The organism is Paenibacillus vietnamensis, from assembly GCF_020169515.1.
GTDB lineage: Bacteria > Bacillota > Bacilli > Paenibacillales > Paenibacillaceae > Pristimantibacillus > Pristimantibacillus vietnamensis.
Genome location: NZ_JAHMHW010000011.1, coordinates 122,449 through 140,730, shown reverse-complemented (window position 1 = coordinate 140,730; position 18,282 = coordinate 122,449). Strand labels below are relative to the sequence as shown.

Genomic DNA, 18,282 nt, shown 5'->3' with positions numbered 1-18,282 from the left:
ACTGTAAGCGCTATCAATTATGCTAAATCCTATTATAGAGAGGATGTCGGAGCTTTAAGTAGGGCGATGCGATTTTTCTATAGGGGAAAGCTGCGAACTTTGTGCAAAAAAAACGAAACCCACCGCGTATGGCCGGACGCCTAACGGTGGGTTTCGTTTCGATCATTCTTTTATAAGACTACACAAGCTCGAGGGCGCTTTTCCGGCTCTGAACCTCGAAACGGTAGACACCGGACCCGACGCTCACTTTTACGGCAGCCCCCGATTGCTCCACCGTCAAAATACCCGGAGCCGCGTCAAGCGCCTGCCCTCCTTCGCTAACCTGACCGGCTTCAGACGTTCCCGGCAAAAGAATGTCCGCGCTCGTGCCCGGCGGAATCCGCACCTCCAAAGTGAATAATCCGTCGCCGGATTCGCTCCACTTCGAGCCGACCTCGCCGTACATCGTATCCAGGCGCCCTTCGGCCCATGTAATTCCTTCTCCCGGCTGTGGTGCGATCACGAAGTGCTTGTAGCCCGGTCCCGTCTCCGACGAACGGATGCCGGCCACCGCACGGTACATCCAATCGCCGATCGCTCCGTATGCGTAATGGTTGTACGAATTCATGTCCGCGCTCCAGAAGCTGCCGTCCTCCCGGATGCCGTCCCAATGCTCCCAGATCGTCGTCGCGCCTTTCGTTACGGGGTACAGCCAGGAAGGATAGGTTTGCTGAAGCAGCAGCTTGTAGGCTTCCCCGTTCATTCCATGGTCGCTCAGCACATGATTCAAATACGGAGTGCCGACAAAGCCGGTCGTCAGATGATGGTTGCTTGCCTCCAGCAGCTCCTTCAGCTTCGCGGCTGCGCGTTTCTCCGCCTTGCCGTCCAGCAGCCCGAACTTCAGCGCCAGCACATGAGCCGTCTGGGTCGGAGCCGCCAGCCTTCCTGTGGCCGTCACGAATTCTTGGCGGAACGCTTTGACGATATTCGCATGCAGCTCCGCCAGCTCAGCCGCATCCTCCTGCTTGCCAAGCACCTCCGCCGCTTTCTGGACCAAGGACGTCGAATACGCATAAAACGCCGTTGCGATGATGTCGTTTTCGGTCGCGCCCCGGTAATCCCCGGCTTTGGCATCCAGACCGAGCCAATCCCCGAAGTGGAAGCCGGAATTCCACAAATACTCCTGCTCCCCTTGGTTACGAATATACGTCACCCAGGCTTTCATGCTGTCGTACTGCTCCGCCAAAATCCGTTTGTCCCCATAGCTGACATAGAGTATCCACGGGCAAATAACGGCAGCGTCGCCCCATGCCGCGGACGAGTGGTCTTTCTCGCCAAGTATATGCGGCACGACGAACGGAATGCCTCCGTCCTCCGTTTGATCGGCCTTTACGTCCCGGAGCCATTTCGTGAAAAATGGCGCAACATTCATCAAATAGGATGCGGTTTGAATGAACATTTGGGCATCTCCCGTCCATCCGAGCCGCTCATCCCGCTGCGGACAATCGGTCGGCACGTCGAGAAAATTGCCTTTTAACCCCCATTTGATATTGTGCTGCAGCTGATTTACGAGCGGCTCCGAGCACGAGAACGTACCTGTTTCCTCCATGTCGGAATGCAGCACGACACCTTCAAAATCGTCGGGATTCACCGGAGCCGGGAAGCCCTCAAGCTTCACATAACGAAAGCCCTGGAACGTAAACCGCGGCTCGAACGTCTCGCGCTCCCCGCCTTTCAATACGTACGTGATCTGCTGTTTCGCCGCGCGAAGGTTGGCTGTATAGAAATTGCCGTCGCTGTCGAGCACTTCCGCGTGGTAAAGCTCCACCTTCGTCCCCGGTTGCCCCTGAATGCTGAAGCGGACCCAGCCGACCATATTTTGGCCAAAATCCAGCACGGTCTCGCCATTCGGCGTTGTAATGACCTCGATCGGCTTCAGATGCTCCTGCTTGCGAACCGGTTCGTTCACCTGCGGTGTCAGCATTTTTTTGCCGTGGTCCAGCCTGTCTACTCCTGTCCATTCCCCGTCATCGTAGCCGGCACGGCTCCAGCCGTCTCTCTCCAGACGTGCATCGTACGTTTCACCGTGGTAAATTTCCGACAGAAGAATCGGGCCGGCAGCCGCCTTCCAGCTCCGGTCCGAGACGATCCGCTCGGTATTCCCGTCCTCGTATTCGATGTGCAGCTGCATCAGCAGCGCCAGGCGGTCGCCATAGTGAAAGCGTTTATTGCCCCAAGCAAGATAACCTTTGTACCATCCGTTGCCGAGCAGTGCGCCGATGGCATTATCGCCCGGCTGGAGAAGCTCCGTCACGTCGTAGGTCTGCGTTTGCAAAGTATGGCGATAGCTGGTCCAGCCGGGCGTAAAATAGCTGTCCCCGACCCGCCGGCCGTTCAGCTCCAGCTCATATAAGCCCAGCGAGGTCGCATACAGTCTCGCCTTCTTCACCGTGCCGTTCAGGCTGAAGCTTCTGCGCAGCATCGGCGACGGTTCGGCATCGACCGGCAGCAGCTCTAACGGAGCGGATATCCATTCTCCCGTCCATTCCTCCGGAGTCAGCAAGCCCATTTCCCAATAAGCGGCCTCCGACCAGTCCGAGCTCTGACCAGCCTGGTCCCATGACTGAATGCGGTAATAATAGCGCTTGCAGGATTCAGCCGTAAAGTTGTCCAGCTCGACTAGGACGGACTGCTCCGACTCGATTTTTCCGGAGGCCCATATCACCTCAGAGAATGAAGCGTCTCCCCCTACCTCTATCTCGTACGCCGTTTGACGCGCTCCTCTTTCGTCCGATTCCAGCTTCCAGCTGATTCTCGGCTTTATGGTGCCGATGCCAATCGGATTTTTTTGATACTCGCACCTTAAATCCGTCACTTTAAACATAATCGTTAACCTCCTGCCGCTTGACTGGAATTTTGTTGTTCGCCTTCCTTGCCGCCTTGCCTTCCACTATAATTATAAAAAAGTACGGTTCTATGTTTGGGGGCGGCTCGGACATCTTCATGGGGTATTACGGACATCCGCGTTATCATAAAATCATAAAATGATCCGACAGGAGTGTGAGCCATGCAGCGTCCGACAGAAACATTCCGTGGAGACTACTTTTTCAAAGGCGATTCGCTGCTGTTCGTCAATCGGGCGTCCGAGGATTTCAACAGTCCCTTCCACGATCACGACTTCCTCGAAATCGTCTATATCGCGGAAGGCGCCGGCTTCCACCACGTCGGGGACGACATCCACAAGGTGCAAAAGGGGCATATCCTGTTCATCCCCATCGGCTTGTCCCATGTGTTTCGCCCGACATCGACGGACAAAGTCCGTCACCCGCTGAGCGTATACAACTGCGTGTTCTCGCCGCAGCTGCTGCGCAGGCTGGGCACAATCGCGGCCGATCCCCGAATCGCCGACTTTCTCGGCGCCATGGAGCAAGGCCTGCTGCCCTATTTCGTCTGCCAGGATCCGGATAACCGCGGCGAGCAGCTATTCCTTACGATGTACAAGGAATATCATCTGCCGCAGGCGGGTTCGCAGGATTACCTGCATGCGCTGCTGCTGCAGCTGATCATTCTGCTCCAGCGGCTGACGGAGCATCGCGGCGAGGAAACTGCCTCCCGGCAGACGGCCTTTTTCGAGCTGCTGGGCTTTGTTGAGCAAAACTTTGACCGTGAGCTTACGCTCGGCATTCTGGCCGATACGAGCGGCTGGAGCGAACGCCACCTGCAGCGTTTATTTCTGGAGCATACGCAGCAGACCTTTCACCGCTATTTGCAAAACGTGCGCATCCGCCAGAGCCAGGCGCTGCTGAGGGAAACCGAGCTGAAGGTCGGCCATATCGCGGAACGTGTCGGATACCGGGATATTCATTCTTTTAACGCCGTGTTCAAAAGATGCACAGGCATGACGCCCGGCGCCTACCGCAAAGCAGCCCGTCATGCTGTTACTCCCACTTAGAACGGAGGCTTAGGCGGCATGTTTACGTTGAAAGAAAAGCAGTATTTACTGCTGCTGCTGAAGCGGCAGAACCGGAGAAGCCTGCTCGGCTTCCGCAAGAAAGACCCTGTGCATGACCGGCTCGTGGAGAAGCTGGAGCAAATGATTCGCAACGAGCAGGTGAACTCGAAGCATCTTTGATGGGGATGTGTCAGCTGGAGGCTGGGCGGAGTGCGGGGAGGCCGGGCGGGCTGCTCTTGCCGCTGGGCTCCAGGCTCTGCTCGGGCTTAGGGCTCCCTGGAGCTCCGGTCTCCACTGCATAAAATGCAGCAGAGACCTCACATGAGGAGCTCGAATGTGCCGTCTGCTGCAGTTTTACAGCAGATTGCGCTCCCTTGCGGCCGAAAGTGCTCCTTTCCCGCCAATCTGCTGCAAAAAGTGCAGCGGAGTTAGCTAGTTGGCCAAAATTAGCTTATTCTGATGTACAAAGTACATTGGGGAGAGATTGTTGGAATCGAACTAGCGCATTCCGATGTACAAAGTGCAGTACAGTGAGCTGGCTGGGGTTGGTAGGGGTGGAAGGGTTGATCGTTCTCGAAGTAGAAGGTAAAGTGCAGCTGGTTAGTTTAAGTAACTTGGTCCTGAGATTCGCTGCATAAAATGCAGCAGAGACCTCACATGAGGAGCTCGAATGTGCCATCTGCTGCAGTTTTACAGCAGATTGCGCTCCCTTGCGGCCGAAAGTGCTCCTTTCCCGCCAATCTCCTGCAAATAGTGCAGCGGAGTGTGCCAGTTGGTGAAAATCAGTTCATTCTGATGTACAAAGTGCATTGGAGGAGAGTTAGTTGGAGTTAACCGCGCATTCCGATGTACAAAGTGCAGTACAGTGAGCTGGCTGGGATGGTAGGGCTATAACAAACAGTACTTTAAGTAACGAACACAGGAGGCAACATGACAGGTAAAACGCATTTGGCCATCGGGGCTGCCGTTGGAGCGGCTGCCGCCGCCTATTATACGGCCGATCTCGAACAAACCGGCTATTATGTCGGTATCGCGGCCTTCTCCGCGCTCAGCGCCGACCTTGACGGGCAGAGCATGCTCAGCGCAAAGCTGGGCAAAATATCCAAGTTCATCCGGGAATTCGCGCTGTATGGCGCTTTTTTGTTTTTGGCTATCGTCGCTTACTATTATTTTGCCGGTAAAACCTTGTCCCCCCTGGTCGTCGGAGCCTGCGGCGCCGCCGTATTGTCCGGTCTGGTCATGAAGGAGGGAGCCATCCGCAATGCGCTCGTCAGCGTCGTCGGCGCCGCGCTGATCTATGCCGGCTACAAGTACGGTATGAACTGGCTGATGGGCTTCGGCTTGTACGTCGCATGGGTGCCTTGGCTGAATCATCGCGGAATGACACATACCGTGTGGGCGATTCCGATCTGGGGCGCGATCGCATGGGGGCTGGAGCAGCAGCTGGAACTTGATGGCGTGACCATCGTCGCCATGCTCGGGTACCTGTCCCATTTAGTCGCGGACACGCTTACGCCGAGCGGCGTAAAGTGGCTTTACCCTCTCGTCAAAAAATCGTTTAAAATCCGCCTATAACTCAAAAATAACTTTATTCCACTAAACCCAAAGAAGCCGCGATTTACGCGGCTCTTAATGAGATAACGTTCATGTCAACTGACACATGACTGTAAAAGGTCAGGTTAAGAGATCCTAATGTACCTTTACGTATTATAAATATGTTGACATTCTTTCACGGTCGGTTGATAAAAACAGTGTTTCTTCCATCGTCCTACGAACGGCTGATCATACCAAGTTGGCGGACATGGCCCGGGATTTTCGAACGATCCTGGACGGAAATACCATAGGGAGAATTCGCCTGGCCAATTCCGCTCCCCATTCACGGCCCGTTGCGCCAGACGGCGTTCCCTCTCTCTTGCGCCTTGATAGTACATACCGTGTTGCAACGCTTCGAACGCATGCGGCTGGTTGATCATTTGGGGAATTGTCCGGAGATTTTTAAAATCGGAGCAATTCCCTCTTATTCGGTTAATGCCAACATTTCCAACTAGGAGCATGCCCATTTCGCCTTCGGCCTCGGCTTCAGCTCGAAGCAACCTTGCCAACATATCAATATCCTGTTTCCTGGCTTTTACGACTGCCATTGGCTCACCTCTTTAGATTTCTAGATTCATCATATTGTAGCTCAAGCGGATGTGTTACATTTGCAAAAGAGAGCGATAACAAATAACCGTTCCACCACACTCTTCTGGCCGTTATCTTAATGAGGCGAATGTTTCCCTCTACACTTGTTAAAAGAAACAAAAGAACGACTGCGGATGCAGCCGTTCTACTTAAACATGAAAAAGCAACAGATTATCGGATTATCCGTTCTCCTCCGCAGCAAAAGCATCCTTGTTAACCAAGTGCTCCGGAGGCTGCCCGGACAGCCCCTGCAGCAGATTGCGCGCCGCAAGCTCGGCCATCAGGGTTCTTGTCCGGATCGACGCGCTACCGATATGCGGGAGCGTGACTACGTTCGGAAGCGTCAGGAGAGGATGATCGAGCCGAACCGGCTCCTCCTCAAAGACATCCAGTCCGGCTCCCCAAATCGTGCCCTCCCGTAAAGCTTCATAGAGCGCCTGCTCGTCTACAATCCCGCCCCGGGCCGTGTTGATCAGAACGGCCGTCGGCTTCATAAGCTTCAACTCCCGCTTCCCGATCAGATGGCGCGTTTCCGGTGTCAGCGGCGTCATCAGACATACAAAATCGGCCAGTCCGAGCAGGCTGTCGAGCTCCGCATAAGCAAGCCCCATGCTTGCTTCGAGCTCCTGCTTGCGGCTGCGATTATAGTACAGGACACGCATATTGAAGCCTAGTGCCCGCCGGGCCAGTGCCTCCCCGATTCTTCCCATCCCGATAATGCCCAAGGTCGCCCCGTATATGTCCTGGCCGGTGAGCTGCATCGGTGACCAAGTCGTCCATTGTCCCGACCTCAAATATTCGGAGGCTTCGACGATTCGGCGCGAGGCAGCCATTAGCAGGGCAAACGTCAAGTCGGCGGTCGTTTCCGTCAGGACGCCCGGCGTATTCGTCACCATAATCCGTCTGCGGCTTGCTTCCGCGATATCGATGTTGTTGTAGCCGACCGCCATATTGCTGACGATCTTCAGCCTCGGAGCGGCGGACAGCAGCGTTGAATCGACTGACTCGGTGAGGAGACAAAACAAGCCGTCCGCGTCCTTTATTTTATCCTCCAGCACCTCGCGCGGCACCGGCACCGCTTCCTCCGGCCACATCTCTACATCGCAGCTTTCCTGCAGCTTTTGCAGCGCGGCATCGGGAATTTTTCTCGTAATATAGATTTTAGGCCTCACGCTTCCACGCCCTCTCCGTCTGTGTATAGCCCGTTAACGATTCATTGTATATAGGCGCATGATCTGTTCCGTACGCAATCTGGCCCATAACGAAGCGCCGGCCATGGCCTCCTCAAGCGTGCAGGGTCCCGGCACAATGGAGAAGGCTGCTGTCAGCCCCAGCTCGTCCATCTCTTCTGCTGTCAGATCCATTCTCCCGCATAAAGCAATGACGGGGATTTGATTCGCCCGCGCCTTACGGCAAATTCCCGCGATGACTTTTCCGGACAGGGTTTGCCGGTCGAGCCTGCCCTCTCCCGTTATGACCATGCTTGCACCTTGCAGCTTATCTTCAAAATCTACAGCCTCCATCACCAGATCGATGCCGGAGCCGCTCTCCGCCTGCAATACGGCGAGCAGCGCGGCGCCCATTCCCCCTGCGGCCCCGCTGCCCGGCATTTGGCGCACGTCTGTACCCGTGACCTGAAGCAGCACCTCTCCGTAGCGGTTCAACGCTTCATCCAAGCGGCGGACCATCTCTTCCGTTGCCCCTTTTTGCGGTCCGAACACGGACGACGCTCCGGAGGGCCCGCACAGCGGATTCGTGACGTCGCCTGCGATTCGAAAGGCCGATTCCCGTACGGCAGAATCAAGTCCCGACAAATCGATCGCCGATAGCTGCGCCAGCCCCGCACCGCCTTCGGGAATTTGCGCACCCGATTCATCCGTGAACGAGGCACCAAGCGCACGGAGCATGCCGGCACCGCCGTCGTTCGTCGCGCTTCCGCCAAGACCGACCACGAATTTGCGGTATCCGGCGCGCAAGGCACGGCGAATCAGTTCTCCCGTTCCATAGCTGGAGGTGATTAACGGATTCCGGTCGCTTTCCTGCAAAAGGGTTAAGCCTGATGCCTGCGCCATCTCAATCATGACCGTTTGCCCGTCTCCCATAATGCCATAAGAGGCTTTGACCGGTCTGCCGAGCGGATCCTTTACCTCGCATTCGCATTTCGTTCCTTTGGTCGCATAGATGAGCGCATCCAGCGTGCCCTCTCCTCCGTCCGCCATCGGCAGCTCCACCGCTTCGGCCGAAGGAACGACCGCCTCAATGCCGCCGCGGATCGATTCGCACAAATCCTGCGCCGAAATCGACCCTTTGAAGGAATCCGGCGCGATTATGATTTTCATGCTGCTCCTCCTTCTCTCCTGCACGATTCATGAAGATCCATCGTTTCCTTTTGCATATTCTCCCTCCGGGAGCCAATCTCCTTTGCCGGCATTCAGCCGATTAATCGACAACCGCGCCTAATGCCGCCGCCCTGACATAAGGCTGTCCGTCTAGACTTAGCATCTCTTGCGCTGTTCCCGTCACAACGACGCCCAGCAGCCGAATATCTGAAGCTTCAGGTTTAGCTTTATCCCCCTTCAGATAGTTATAAATTCGATTAAATTCATAGTGATAGCGCCCGTCCAGCCCTAGCTCCAGCGACTCAATAAAATCCACTTCCTTCACTTCCGGCCCGTCGAGATTGACGCCAAACCCGTATAACCAGTCTTCACCCAGCGGGACAGCATAGCTCATTTTTCCATTCCCATCCTTGTACGGTTCAAAATATTTTCTGTTATCGTAAGTATCTACCCAATACCACATCTGGGTCAGCTCCGCAGGAAGCATCGACCGTACCTCCGCAAGCGAATAAGGTTTATCGAACGAAACAGCCATTTCAACCAGTTGATCCTTGTCCATTTGCTCTACGGCAGGCAAGTCGTTTACAATTTTGCCGTTATAATCCACTTCCGGAATGTAAAACATCATCTCTCTTTGTCCGTTTTGCCCGTTATAGTTGCGATTATATTCAAAGTTTTGTTGACGAAAATCCGGATCGGGGAGAGATATCGAAGAGTCGCCACCTGCTAGACTAATAAAAGAAAACAAAGGAAACACGTTGTATGCCGTCTTTTTTGTGAGCCAAGGTATCGGCACGCCTTCAATGATCTTATACATTTCAAATTCTAACCTTCCTGATAAAAAACCACGTTCGTCCGTATAGTTCGAAAGATATTGATTGGGCCCACTGATGCTCTGGAGCGCGTATTCGTCTAACTGGGCATGCCGAGAACTTGAGTTAATAAGCTGAACATTCACGATCACTGCAACGAACAGCAAAAGCAGCGACACACAAAACGAAATTACAATATTCCGGATGATCGTATTTCTTTTCGCCCTTTTGATCGTTTTTGAAAGTTTGATAGGGTCTTCGTCTCCCCATGGAGCTGTCATCTTTCTTCACCTCTGTACCTTTTTTGAAATTGCTTGCGGGCATAATACAACGTTGATTTTACCTGCTCGATCTTCACTCCAAGCAGTTCGGCGATTTCCTGGTATGAAAGCTCTAATTCATATTTCATGATTAAAAGTTGCTTGTGGTGGGGAAGCAAATCATCGAGAACGGCTTCGATTTCCTCCCGCTTCTCCTTTTGCAGCAGCTTGTCCTCCGGCAGCTCCGAATCCGGGATGTCCACCGAATCGATCGGTACTTGAATCCATTTTTTTCGGCGGCATAAGTCATAGTAACGGTTGATCGCGACCTTGTATAACCACGCGCTGAATTTATTCGCTTCGATCGATCCAATGTACAGAAATGCTTTGTAGACGGTATCCTGTACGATATCCTCCGCGTCGGACGGAGCGGCTCCCAGACGGATCAGGTATTTTTTTATTTCGGTTAACTTGGGTTGGAGCAGTTGATGCAGCTGTCCGGGCTCCATTCTCCACCTCCTTCACCTATATAACGGACGACCAACTCGAATGTTAGAGTAACGGTAAAAGATTTTCCAGCCATGAAAAAAAAGCTTCCCGGATCTTCACCCAGAAAGCTTTCATCGTGCAGTCGCGATCTGCTTCCGTATAATTCATCAGAAATAAGCCTCCACATGCTCCTTCACCCGCAGCTGCTCTTCCTCCGTCAGCATGATGCTCCGAGATTCCTTCAGCTCATCAGGGACAAGAATGGTGGAAGGCTCCTGCAGCGTCTTCTTCCGCTCGTCTCCATCCAGCGAATGGAGGAGCTTGGACTTGTCGGACTTGGAATAAATAAGCTCTGTTTTCAAATAATCGCCTTTCAAATCGTAGTGATCCTCAATCATTTTTACCTCGGCATTCAAGTGATGCTTGCCCTCTTCGACGATCGTTATCGCGTTCACTTTCTTGTAACCTGTCTTGACGAACATCCCCTCGTCATTCTGTTCCATGGTTTCTATGATGAACGCTTCATAATTCATATGCCTCTCTGACGTGCCGCATGCACTGAGCACCAGAGCAAACACCGTCATCATATACAAAAACAGAACCCGGCGAGCATAAACCTTTTTCTTTCCGGTCAATTTATTCTCCTTTCCTGATTCTGTCTCTTTCCATCGCTTCCTTCACCACATCCCTGCTTGGGATCTTTTGATTGATATGCAGCAGCAAGCCGACGATGACAATGAGCAGCCCCGCAATGACGTAATCCATTTCGGCCTCCTACTCTACCTCAGCGATCGAAGGATCGACTCCGTCGTTTTCCAAATAATCCGCCGAAACCCACGCAAAATAAGTCAGCCCCAGACTTTCCGCAATCGTGTAGGCCGGCGGTTCGTCGAGCCCGAACATCTCTTCCTCATCCGTCTCGAACAATGCTTCAATTCCCTCGTCCGAATTTCCCTGCTCCCCAATCAGCTTCCGGATCAGCTCCAAGTCGTATGTAGGCTTCTCGATACGCAATTCTTCATTCCAATCTGCCGAATACTCGAAGACCGGCTCGTTTTTCTGAAAAATCCGCATCCCCCAGCCGTGGTCCTCTGCATAAATGTAATACACCAGCAATCCTGTATTAGCGGCGATAATCTCCTCATTTACTTCAAATACGTCGCCGCGGACGACAAAGGTGACCCAGCCGTTTTGCTCCGGGTAGACGTAGCCTTGATGCCCCGCATTTCGGATAAGAGCGATGGCCTCCTCCCGATCTCCTGCTTTCAAATGGTAGCTTGCGCTGAACTCGCTCATATTCGGTCTCCGTTCTTTTTTATGATTTGTCCCGCGTATGTTAAACTGTCAGCATTTACCTTTCTTCGACCATAAGTCAAAATCCTTTATTTTGAAAAAATAGGGCTCCAAAAGCGCTTGACTCTGACACTAATGTCAGACTTTATAATGGAGTAGAACCTTTTTCGATCAAGGGAACCCGGGGGAATGTTATGAAAATAGGGGAATTATCGGAAGCCACGGGGGTCAGCATCCGTTCGCTCCGATATTATGAAAAGCAAGGACTGATCGCGCCGGCCCGTTTGGCCAATGGGTACCGTGAATATTCGCCGCTGACGGTAGAGACGGTGGCCGCAATCAAGCTTTATTTGAATTTGGGGCTTACGACGGAGCAAATTGCCGGATTTTTATCCTGCGTATTGATGAATAAGGAAGCATTCTGCTCGCAGGTTTTGCCTGTTTACCGCCAGAAGCTGGAGGAGATCGAGCGGCAAATCGTGCAGCTGAGCCAAATCAGGAACAACCTGATCGACCGGATTGCTTCCGTGCAGGCTGAGATGACACAAACGATACAAAACGGGGAGGAAACGTAAATGACGATGATCAATGCGGAAAGTAACGCCGATTTGAAAAGCATGGTAAAAAAAGGGCTGACACTTGTCGATTACGGGGCGCCATGGTGTCCGCCTTGCAGAACGCTGCTGCCGATTCTCAAAGAGCTCGACCGGGATTTGAAAGGCCAAATCCCTATCGTGAAGGTGAACTGCGATGACCTGCCGGATGCCGCTTCGGAAGCCGGAGTGATGAGCATGCCTACCGTTATCGTCTACAAAAACGGTGAGCCGATGGAGAAGCTCGTCGGGCTGCGTCCAAAAAACGTCTATCGTCAAGTGCTCGACAAACATCGGTAATCCGAGGACACATGAAAAAAGGACAGTCTCTTTCGCAAAAGCCATCCTCGATGGCTTGCAGAGCTGCCCTTTTTTCCGTTTCCTATATGATTGACCGCGCATTAACCATACAGCATAAAAAAGCTCAGCTCATGCCCCGATTGCTTCAAGTAATTGTACAGCTGCGAGCGATGATGGAACGTATGCGTGACGACCTCGATCAGCCATTTGACCTGCACCATTCCATGATCCGAATAAAAAGCTTTCGTCGACTTGTTCAGCAGCTCATCCTCGCTCAAGGATACGATGTAATCACGGAACGTATCGTAGTTCGCTTGAAAACGTTTAACCAATTCCTCAGTTTCCCTTATATCCGACGCGGAATGCTCAACCTTATCGACCTCGGGCTGCGGCTTCTCCTGCAGAATGGCCAAATCGGAGGCCGGGATCGCGGTCAAATGGTGAACCAGCTGCAGCAGAGTACGCATATTGTCCTGCGGCCGGAAATCCCATTCCTCTTCCCTAATCAATTTAATCAGCGAGCAGCTTGTCTTAACGCCCAGTTGCAGCTCCTGCAGCAGGTGATCCCTAATTTGCATTGTACCGGTCACTTTTTTCGCTCCTTTGCGAATTTTATTGTCCATTCGACTGACTGATGCGCGTTTTGTCTGCGGTTTTCTATGAAGATCGTACATGAACTTTTCGGACTAATCAATACGAGTCTTTCCCTTCCACAATCACAGAGCCAAATAAGTCGTCGTTGATATAAACGTCGAGCTTCCAGAGGCCCAATTCGGTAAGCCTTATACTAGAGGGCGCCGAAGTAGTCGATCCCCGGACGGAAGCCCCTTTCGTGAGCCGCGTTTCGAAAAGAACCACTGTGTCTCCGGTCTCCGCACTTGTTCCCTCAATTCTAAGGTTCCCTTCCAGCACATCTTGGTCGCCCCAAAAATGCCACAACACCTTCTGAGGCGTTCCGACGATGAGCGGTGAGTCGATCATGCCCAGCTTATTTTCTATTCCTCTTAGCATCGTGATGATCGTATTCCCATCAGCGTCCTTTCCCTGTGTCTCGAAGAGCGGGCTCAGAGCCCAATCTTTGAAATCTCCATTCGCATCCGCCCTCAATGTAACAAGGTCTGAATCCGTTGGGTCATTTACGGTCTTGCTCCCTGTCATCGTCCCATCACCATCGTAAAGTTCAATCCGGTAAGGCACAGCGGCAGTCCGGGGGAGGGCGGCGAACCATATCGGCGTCTCCAGCCCTTCCCGAATAACGGTTGCTTGTTGCTCAACATCGTCGTTTTCTACAGCAACGGCGACCTGTTGAACCGAATCATCCAAGAGCTCCCCGAAGAAAATAGGAAACGGAACACTCAGACTTCCTTTCGAGTAAGGCATCGCCATAAAGCTTGCAGCCATTTTCTGTGATGCATCCTGTACGTAGCTGAAGCTAATGCTGTATCCCCCGCCCATTCCCCATTTCCAACCGAACCAGCTTTTACGCACAAACTCAAGCTGCAGGCCGCTTGTTTTCAGCTCATTTTCCTTTTTATAAAATAACAACATACCTCCGTCCACGCTCTCCCTATGAATGACCCTGCCCATTTGGCCCCCTCTAAACTTCTCGACCGCTTCTTCAGGAGTCCTTCCAAGCGGTATCTTGAGCGTTTCCTCCAAGCCGCTGGCCCCAGACAGTCGTTGATCCGAAAAGCCTCCCGGCATTTCGAATAAGAAAGCGATCGTCAGAAATAAAATGACGGAAGCGGCCGCGGCTCCAATTACCATCAGCAATCGTTTTGCTCTCTTATTTACTGCCGACTCCACGGCAACACGGTCATGAATGGCCCGCAAGCGTTCGACAGACGGTCTGCGCCGCTCTCGAAATGGTCCGCGGCGAAGCCTTTCATCCAGTGCCGAATCATTCTCTTGCATTCGTCTCCACATTTGTCTCCGCCTCCTCCATCATTTGTTTTAACATCGCTCGCGCCCGGTGAAGCCTGGATTTAATCGTACCTGCCGAAATTCCAAGCAGATCAACAAGCTCCGCATGAGTAAGACCATAGTGGGCATGAAGAATGATTATTTCCCGGTAACGTTTCGGCAGCGCAAGCACCGCCTCCCAAATTTCATCCGTTAGCATGTTATTAAAATAATGCGCTTCAGCTGAGAAAGAGGCTGTTTTGTCTTTTAGCAATCCGAATAAAGTAACTTTCCTGAAAAAAGCGGATTTCCGGTAGTTAAACGCAGTATTACGAGCGATCTTGAATAGCCAGGTTTTGACCGAGCATTCTCCCCGAAAGGAGCTTATTGACCGAAAAGCTTGAACAAAGGTGTCTTGAGCAATGTCTTCGGCCAACTGTTCATGCCGCGTGAGAAAAAACGCATACTGCCATATCTCATGCCAATAACGGTGCACCAATTCCTCTATCTCGGGAGCACCCAAGCTTATGGCTGTATTTAGATAGTTCTCCTCCATCAGCTTCCCTCCCCTACATGTATTAGACAACTAAAAAGGAAAAAGGTTCCCGTGTTCATATCTTTCAAAAAATTCATGTTACATAACTGGAATTTTCTGATAATATCAAAAGGACGTGCCATTATGATGGGAGGGTTCTTATGCAAACGATTTATCATCAGCCGACGATTGTGGATATCCCTGCTTTTACGGTAATTGGCGTAACCTATGATGCTAATCTGCAGCAAATTGTGGAGACGAATATCGGTACAAGCGCCTACAAATCGCTTATAAGCCGGAAGGATGAAATCGGCCCGCGGTTATCCGAGAATGTGCATCTGGTCCAAATTTATCCGATGAAGGAAAACTTCAATCCGCACGTGGATGCTTTTACGCAAATATTGGCCTTTGAAGTACCGGAAGGATCCGCTCCGCCCAAAGGCATGATCGTGCATAACCTCCCCGCCCGCAGCTACGTGACGATGACGCACATAGGACCCGAATCCGAGCTTGGACGTACTTACGACCTGTTGTATAACGATTGGATGCGGCAAAACGGCCGCCAACCCGACGGGTATGATTTCGAGGTTTGGGACGAGCGGTACAAACACGATCAAGAAGACAACGAGATTGACGTTTTTATTGCTTTGAAGGAATTATAAGCGGAAGCCGCAGAATAATTCATTTTCAATCAGGGAAGCTTAAACTCATCAAAAACTTTAACTTAAAGGAGAAATCACCACATGAAAAAAGTTTTTGCATTAGTTTTGGCTTTCACAATCGTCTCCTCTGCATTAACCATCCCTGCCTTTGCGGATAACCAAAATTACCGGACAAACGCTGCAGCAACCAATGATAACGATATGGATTGGAACTGGCTTGGTTTACTTGGCTTGGCTGGTTTACTTGGCTTAAGAGGCCGCAACCGGGAGCGCACCTAATCACTCCATTTCTGCTCTTTTGAGCAGATCTACATAATAATTAAGTTAAGGTGAAGCGATTATGAAATGTGTTCACTGTGAAAATGTTAAGAAAATAAAGGGTTTAAAACACATCTGCTACATTTGCGCGATCATCAGGAAGCACTAAGATTCTCGTGCCGGAAAACAACCTGCCGCAGTTCATGCGGCAGGTTGTTTATTCTAGGCGACCTCCAAAAAGAATCCCAAAATCCGTCAAACAGCTCATATGTTTTCCCTACGTATAGTTAACTATCCTCGTCCTTCGCTTAATTTACAGCCGCTTCCCCCAGCCGTCCTTCAACGGCACGATCCGGTTGAATACGGGACGTTCGCGGGTCGAGCTCTTCCGGTCGGCGCAGAAGTAACCATGGCGGAAAAATTGCAGCTTATCTTCCGCCCTGGCACCCAGCACAGCCGGCTCCGCAAGCGCATCCGCCACAGCAACACGCGAGTCCGGATTGATGAGCTCCATCCAGTCTCCTTCCTCCTCGGGAACGTCCTGCTCCAGCAGCAGCTTATCGTACAGATAAACGTCAGCTTTAACTGCATGCTCCGCCGAAACCCAGTGGATTGTCCCTTTTACCTTGCGCCCGGTAAAGCCGGAGCCGCTTTTCGTCTGCGGATCGTAGGTGCAGCGGAGCTCCGTAATTTCGCCCGTTGCCGGATCTTTGACCGCTTCCTCGCATTTGATGAAATACGCCCCCTTCAAACGGACCTCCGCGCCCGGACTCAAACGGTGATAGCCTTTAACCGGCTGCTCGAGAAAATCTTCCCGTTCGATATACAGGACTCGCGAAAAAGGAACCTCCCTCTTGCCCAGCGCATCGTTCTCGCTATTGTTTTCGATACTCAGCAGCTCTGTGCCGCCTTCGGGGTAATTGACAATGACAACCTTCAAAGGCTTAAGCACAACCATCACGCTGGTCGTCTCCGCCTTGAGATGCTGCCTTAACGAATGCTCTAGCATCGAAATGTCCACCGTGCTCTGCGTCCGGATGCTGCCGATCTCTTCAATGAAGCCGCGTATGCTTTCAGGCGTGAACCCTCTCCGTCTTAAGCCTTGGATCGTAGGCAGCCGCGGATCGTCCCAGCCGTCCACATAGCCGCCTTCCACCAGCTGCCGCAAAAACCGCTTGCTCGTCACGACCCCCGTCAAGCTCAGCCGGCCAAACTCCCTTTGCCGCGGCGGCTCCGGAATCTCAAGCTCTTGCAGCACCCAATCGTACAATGGGCGGTGATCCTTGAATTCGATCGAGCATAAGGAATACGTGATGCCCTCTATCGCGTCCTGAATCGGATGGGCAAAATCGTACATCGGATAGATGCACCATTCCCCGCCCGTCCGGTAATGCTCCGCATGGATGATCCGGTAAATGACGGGATCTCGCAGGTTCATATTCGGGGACGCCATGTCGATTTTGGCGCGGAGCACTTTGGAGGAGGACGGAAACGCGCCCTTTTTCATGTTGATGAACAGCTCCAGATTTTCTTCCGGCGTACGATTCCGGTAAGGGCTGTTTTTCCCCGGCTCCGTCAGCGTACCGCGGTAGCCCGCTACCTCCTCCGGCGTCAGGTCGCAAACGTAGGCTTTACCCTTCCGGATCAAGGCGACCGCCGCCTCGTAAATGCGCTCCGAATAATCCGAGCCGTAATAAATATACTCTCCCGGATCGTAGCCCAGCCATTTGATATCCTCGATAATCGCCTTAACATACGCGATATCTTCCTTCAGCGGATTTGTATCGTCAAAGCGCAGATGAAACGTCCCGCCGAACCTTTGCGCCATTGTATAATTCGTGTGTATCGCATAGGCGCTGCCGATATGAAGATAACCGTTCGGCTCGGGCGGAAACCGGGTGCACATGCTTCTGCCGAAGGGCTCCTCTTCAAGCTCTTTGCAGATTTGTTTATACAGAAAGCTGTCCGCTGTACGCTCTTTATCATGTTCCATGGCTTGTTCCTCCTAATAAAAATGGGATATGGCCGCCAAAAATAAAAAAGCTTCACCTCCAAGACTTTGCGTCTTGGGGACGAAGCTTTTGTTCGCGGTGCCACCCCAGATTCATTAGCATGTCGCCATACTAACCTCTTCAAGTACGGCATTGCAGGCAATGCTTATACTCTAGCCCTGTAACGGGAGCACCCGTCGCGCCATCCCCTCGAAAGTTCCGGCGCGCTGCTCGGAGGCTTGGTTCGGGGAGAGGCGCTTTGCTCCTTTTCAGCTGCCGGAGCTCTCTGCGAAAGCGTGCAATCCCTTACTCTTCTCGTCGTCGCGTTTGCATGATGCTTATATGGTATCAAATGATTCCCAATTTTGTAAACGGGCATTCCGCGCAAGCGGTAACCTTTCTCCGCTGTAATCCGGAACACACCGAATTCGAGCATTGCTGCTTAAATCCTTGCCAAAATGGGTAACTACATGTTAACCATAACGCGAGGAGGACATTGCCATAATGAAAAGAAATAAAATGCTGCTTAGCGCAATCGGAATGGGTGTTACCTATCTGATGAGGAATAAACACGCCCGCAACAAGGTGATCGGCACCGTAAAATCCTTTTTCAATAAACAGAAAACGAAGCCTCGAATGGAATAAATCTCTGCGCTGAAGCTTGCGATTCAGCTCGGAAATCAAGAGATAGCCGATTTATATAGAGAAGAACTGGGATCGCGCTGCTGCCCCAGTT

At 52.1% G+C, this 18,282-nt stretch carries 21 protein-coding genes and 1 other annotated feature; of the genes, 8 read left to right on the top strand and 13 right to left on the bottom strand.

Annotated features, from left to right (window positions below; translation table 11 throughout):
• Positions 1 to 178 precede the first annotated feature (178 nt).
• The gene (locus KP806_RS19305; protein ID WP_224725378.1) at positions 179 to 2,863 is read right to left on the bottom strand and encodes a glycoside hydrolase family 78 protein; all 2,685 of its coding nucleotides are present in this window, start codon (positions 2,861 to 2,863) and stop codon (positions 179 to 181) included.
• 183 nt (positions 2,864 to 3,046) lie between these two features.
• On the opposite strand from KP806_RS19305, the gene KP806_RS19300 reads away from it, so the two are divergent.
• The 3 genes from KP806_RS19300 to KP806_RS19290 all read left to right on the top strand — a co-directional run bounded on the left by KP806_RS19300 (position 3,047) and on the right by KP806_RS19290 (position 5,506).
• A complete protein-coding gene (locus KP806_RS19300) occupies positions 3,047 to 3,931 on the top strand; it encodes a helix-turn-helix transcriptional regulator (RefSeq protein ID WP_224725377.1) in 885 nt (294 codons plus the stop codon).
• Positions 3,932 to 3,949: 18 nt separating this feature from the next.
• A complete protein-coding gene (locus tag KP806_RS19295) occupies positions 3,950 to 4,111 on the top strand; it encodes a hypothetical protein (protein WP_224725376.1) in 162 nt (53 codons plus the stop codon).
• A 750-nt stretch (positions 4,112 to 4,861) separates the two neighbouring features.
• Entirely contained in the window at positions 4,862 to 5,506 is a 645-nt protein-coding gene (locus tag KP806_RS19290) for a metal-dependent hydrolase (protein WP_224725375.1), read from the top strand.
• Between the two features lie 125 nt (positions 5,507 to 5,631).
• Here KP806_RS19290 and KP806_RS19285 read toward each other — a convergent pair whose 3' ends face one another.
• The 8 genes from KP806_RS19285 to KP806_RS19255 all read right to left on the bottom strand — a co-directional run bounded on the left by KP806_RS19285 (position 5,632) and on the right by KP806_RS19255 (position 11,308).
• On the bottom strand, positions 5,632 to 6,072 hold the full coding sequence (locus tag KP806_RS19285) for a cell wall hydrolase (RefSeq protein WP_224725374.1): 441 nt from the start codon (positions 6,070 to 6,072) through the stop codon (positions 5,632 to 5,634).
• 219 nt (positions 6,073 to 6,291) lie between these two features.
• On the bottom strand, positions 6,292 to 7,284 hold the full coding sequence (locus KP806_RS19280; RefSeq protein ID WP_224725373.1) for a 2-hydroxyacid dehydrogenase: 993 nt from the start codon (positions 7,282 to 7,284) through the stop codon (positions 6,292 to 6,294).
• A gap of 33 nt (positions 7,285 to 7,317) precedes the next feature.
• Complete coding sequence (locus KP806_RS19275) at positions 7,318 to 8,451, bottom strand: glycerate kinase (RefSeq protein WP_224725372.1); 1,134 nt, start codon at positions 8,449 to 8,451, stop codon at positions 7,318 to 7,320.
• 100 nt (positions 8,452 to 8,551) lie between these two features.
• The gene (locus KP806_RS19270; protein WP_224725371.1) at positions 8,552 to 9,544 is read right to left on the bottom strand and encodes an anti-sigma factor; all 993 of its coding nucleotides are present in this window, start codon (positions 9,542 to 9,544) and stop codon (positions 8,552 to 8,554) included.
• Positions 9,541 to 10,032: an RNA polymerase sigma factor gene (locus tag KP806_RS19265; protein ID WP_224725370.1), complete on the bottom strand. Its 492-nt coding sequence runs from the start codon at positions 10,030 to 10,032 to the stop codon at positions 9,541 to 9,543. Before KP806_RS19265 ends, KP806_RS19270 begins: the two co-directional genes overlap by 4 nt.
• 147 nt (positions 10,033 to 10,179) lie before the next feature.
• Entirely contained in the window at positions 10,180 to 10,647 is a 468-nt protein-coding gene (locus tag KP806_RS19260) for a hypothetical protein (protein ID WP_224725369.1), read from the bottom strand.
• Position 10,648: 1 nt separating this feature from the next.
• Complete coding sequence (locus KP806_RS27650) at positions 10,649 to 10,777, bottom strand: hypothetical protein (protein WP_263575775.1); 129 nt, start codon at positions 10,775 to 10,777, stop codon at positions 10,649 to 10,651.
• A gap of 9 nt (positions 10,778 to 10,786) precedes the next feature.
• Entirely contained in the window at positions 10,787 to 11,308 is a 522-nt protein-coding gene (locus tag KP806_RS19255; RefSeq protein ID WP_224725368.1) for a hypothetical protein, read from the bottom strand.
• Positions 11,309 to 11,499: 191 nt separating this feature from the next.
• On the opposite strand from KP806_RS19255, the gene KP806_RS19250 reads away from it, so the two are divergent.
• The gene (locus tag KP806_RS19250; protein ID WP_224725367.1) at positions 11,500 to 11,880 is read left to right on the top strand and encodes a MerR family transcriptional regulator; all 381 of its coding nucleotides are present in this window, start codon (positions 11,500 to 11,502) and stop codon (positions 11,878 to 11,880) included.
• Positions 11,881 to 12,198 (top strand): thioredoxin family protein, encoded by a 318-nt coding sequence (locus tag KP806_RS19245; RefSeq protein ID WP_224725366.1) that lies wholly within the window; start codon positions 11,881 to 11,883, stop codon positions 12,196 to 12,198. It abuts the gene before it with no gap.
• 101 nt (positions 12,199 to 12,299) lie between these two features.
• Here the strand turns inward: KP806_RS19245 and KP806_RS19240 are convergent, their stop codons facing one another.
• From KP806_RS19240 to KP806_RS19230, 3 genes are all read right to left on the bottom strand, one after another.
• A complete protein-coding gene (locus KP806_RS19240; protein ID WP_224725365.1) occupies positions 12,300 to 12,788 on the bottom strand; it encodes a DinB family protein in 489 nt (162 codons plus the stop codon).
• Between the two features lie 100 nt (positions 12,789 to 12,888).
• A complete protein-coding gene (locus KP806_RS19235) occupies positions 12,889 to 13,857 on the bottom strand; it encodes a DUF4871 domain-containing protein (protein WP_224725364.1) in 969 nt (322 codons plus the stop codon).
• 241 nt (positions 13,858 to 14,098) lie between these two features.
• Entirely contained in the window at positions 14,099 to 14,656 is a 558-nt protein-coding gene (locus KP806_RS19230) for an RNA polymerase sigma factor (RefSeq protein WP_224725363.1), read from the bottom strand.
• 140 nt (positions 14,657 to 14,796) lie between these two features.
• Here KP806_RS19230 and KP806_RS19225 point away from each other — a divergent pair, with 140 nt between their 5' ends.
• Complete coding sequence (locus KP806_RS19225) at positions 14,797 to 15,297, top strand: GyrI-like domain-containing protein (protein WP_224725362.1); 501 nt, start codon at positions 14,797 to 14,799, stop codon at positions 15,295 to 15,297.
• An 81-nt stretch (positions 15,298 to 15,378) separates the two neighbouring features.
• Positions 15,379 to 15,576: a WGxxGxxG family protein gene (locus tag KP806_RS19220; RefSeq protein ID WP_224725361.1), complete on the top strand. Its 198-nt coding sequence runs from the start codon at positions 15,379 to 15,381 to the stop codon at positions 15,574 to 15,576.
• Between the two features lie 292 nt (positions 15,577 to 15,868).
• On the opposite strand, the gene KP806_RS19215 is transcribed toward KP806_RS19220, so the two are convergent.
• Positions 15,869 to 17,548 carry a glutamine--tRNA ligase/YqeY domain fusion protein gene (locus KP806_RS19215; protein WP_224725360.1) on the bottom strand — a complete coding sequence of 560 codons (1,680 nt, stop codon included), beginning with the start codon at positions 17,546 to 17,548 and terminating at the stop codon, positions 15,869 to 15,871.
• Between the two features lie 72 nt (positions 17,549 to 17,620).
• Positions 17,621 to 17,877 (bottom strand) — a binding site (T-box leader).
• 173 nt (positions 17,878 to 18,050) lie between these two features.
• Here KP806_RS19215 and KP806_RS19210 point away from each other — a divergent pair.
• On the top strand, positions 18,051 to 18,191 hold the full coding sequence (locus tag KP806_RS19210; RefSeq protein WP_224725359.1) for a hypothetical protein: 141 nt from the start codon (positions 18,051 to 18,053) through the stop codon (positions 18,189 to 18,191).
• Positions 18,192 to 18,282: the final 91 nt, after the last annotated feature.

Bases quoted from the DNA above. Each gene is read 5' to 3' on its own strand.
- KP806_RS19305 (WP_224725378.1), bottom strand. From the start codon at position 2,863: ATGTTTAAAGTGACGGATTTAAGGTGCGAGTATCAAAAAAATCCGATT.
- KP806_RS19300 (WP_224725377.1), top strand. From the start codon at position 3,047: ATGCAGCGTCCGACAGAAACATTCCGTGGAGACTACTTTTTCAAAGGC.
- KP806_RS19295 (WP_224725376.1), top strand. From the start codon at position 3,950: ATGTTTACGTTGAAAGAAAAGCAGTATTTACTGCTGCTGCTGAAGCGG.
- KP806_RS19290 (WP_224725375.1), top strand. From the start codon at position 4,862: ATGACAGGTAAAACGCATTTGGCCATCGGGGCTGCCGTTGGAGCGGCT.
- KP806_RS19285 (WP_224725374.1), bottom strand. From the start codon at position 6,072: ATGGCAGTCGTAAAAGCCAGGAAACAGGATATTGATATGTTGGCAAGG.
- KP806_RS19275 (WP_224725372.1), bottom strand. From the start codon at position 8,451: ATGAAAATCATAATCGCGCCGGATTCCTTCAAAGGGTCGATTTCGGCG.
- KP806_RS19270 (WP_224725371.1), bottom strand. From the start codon at position 9,544: ATGACAGCTCCATGGGGAGACGAAGACCCTATCAAACTTTCAAAAACG.
- KP806_RS19265 (WP_224725370.1), bottom strand. From the start codon at position 10,032: ATGGAGCCCGGACAGCTGCATCAACTGCTCCAACCCAAGTTAACCGAA.
- KP806_RS27650 (WP_263575775.1), bottom strand. From the start codon at position 10,777: ATGGATTACGTCATTGCGGGGCTGCTCATTGTCATCGTCGGCTTGCTG.
- KP806_RS19255 (WP_224725368.1), bottom strand. From the start codon at position 11,308: ATGAGCGAGTTCAGCGCAAGCTACCATTTGAAAGCAGGAGATCGGGAG.
- KP806_RS19250 (WP_224725367.1), top strand. From the start codon at position 11,500: ATGAAAATAGGGGAATTATCGGAAGCCACGGGGGTCAGCATCCGTTCG.
- KP806_RS19245 (WP_224725366.1), top strand. From the start codon at position 11,881: ATGACGATGATCAATGCGGAAAGTAACGCCGATTTGAAAAGCATGGTA.
- KP806_RS19230 (WP_224725363.1), bottom strand. From the start codon at position 14,656: ATGGAGGAGAACTATCTAAATACAGCCATAAGCTTGGGTGCTCCCGAG.
- KP806_RS19225 (WP_224725362.1), top strand. From the start codon at position 14,797: ATGCAAACGATTTATCATCAGCCGACGATTGTGGATATCCCTGCTTTT.
- KP806_RS19220 (WP_224725361.1), top strand. From the start codon at position 15,379: ATGAAAAAAGTTTTTGCATTAGTTTTGGCTTTCACAATCGTCTCCTCT.
- KP806_RS19215 (WP_224725360.1), bottom strand. From the start codon at position 17,548: ATGGAACATGATAAAGAGCGTACAGCGGACAGCTTTCTGTATAAACAA.
- KP806_RS19210 (WP_224725359.1), top strand. From the start codon at position 18,051: ATGAAAAGAAATAAAATGCTGCTTAGCGCAATCGGAATGGGTGTTACC.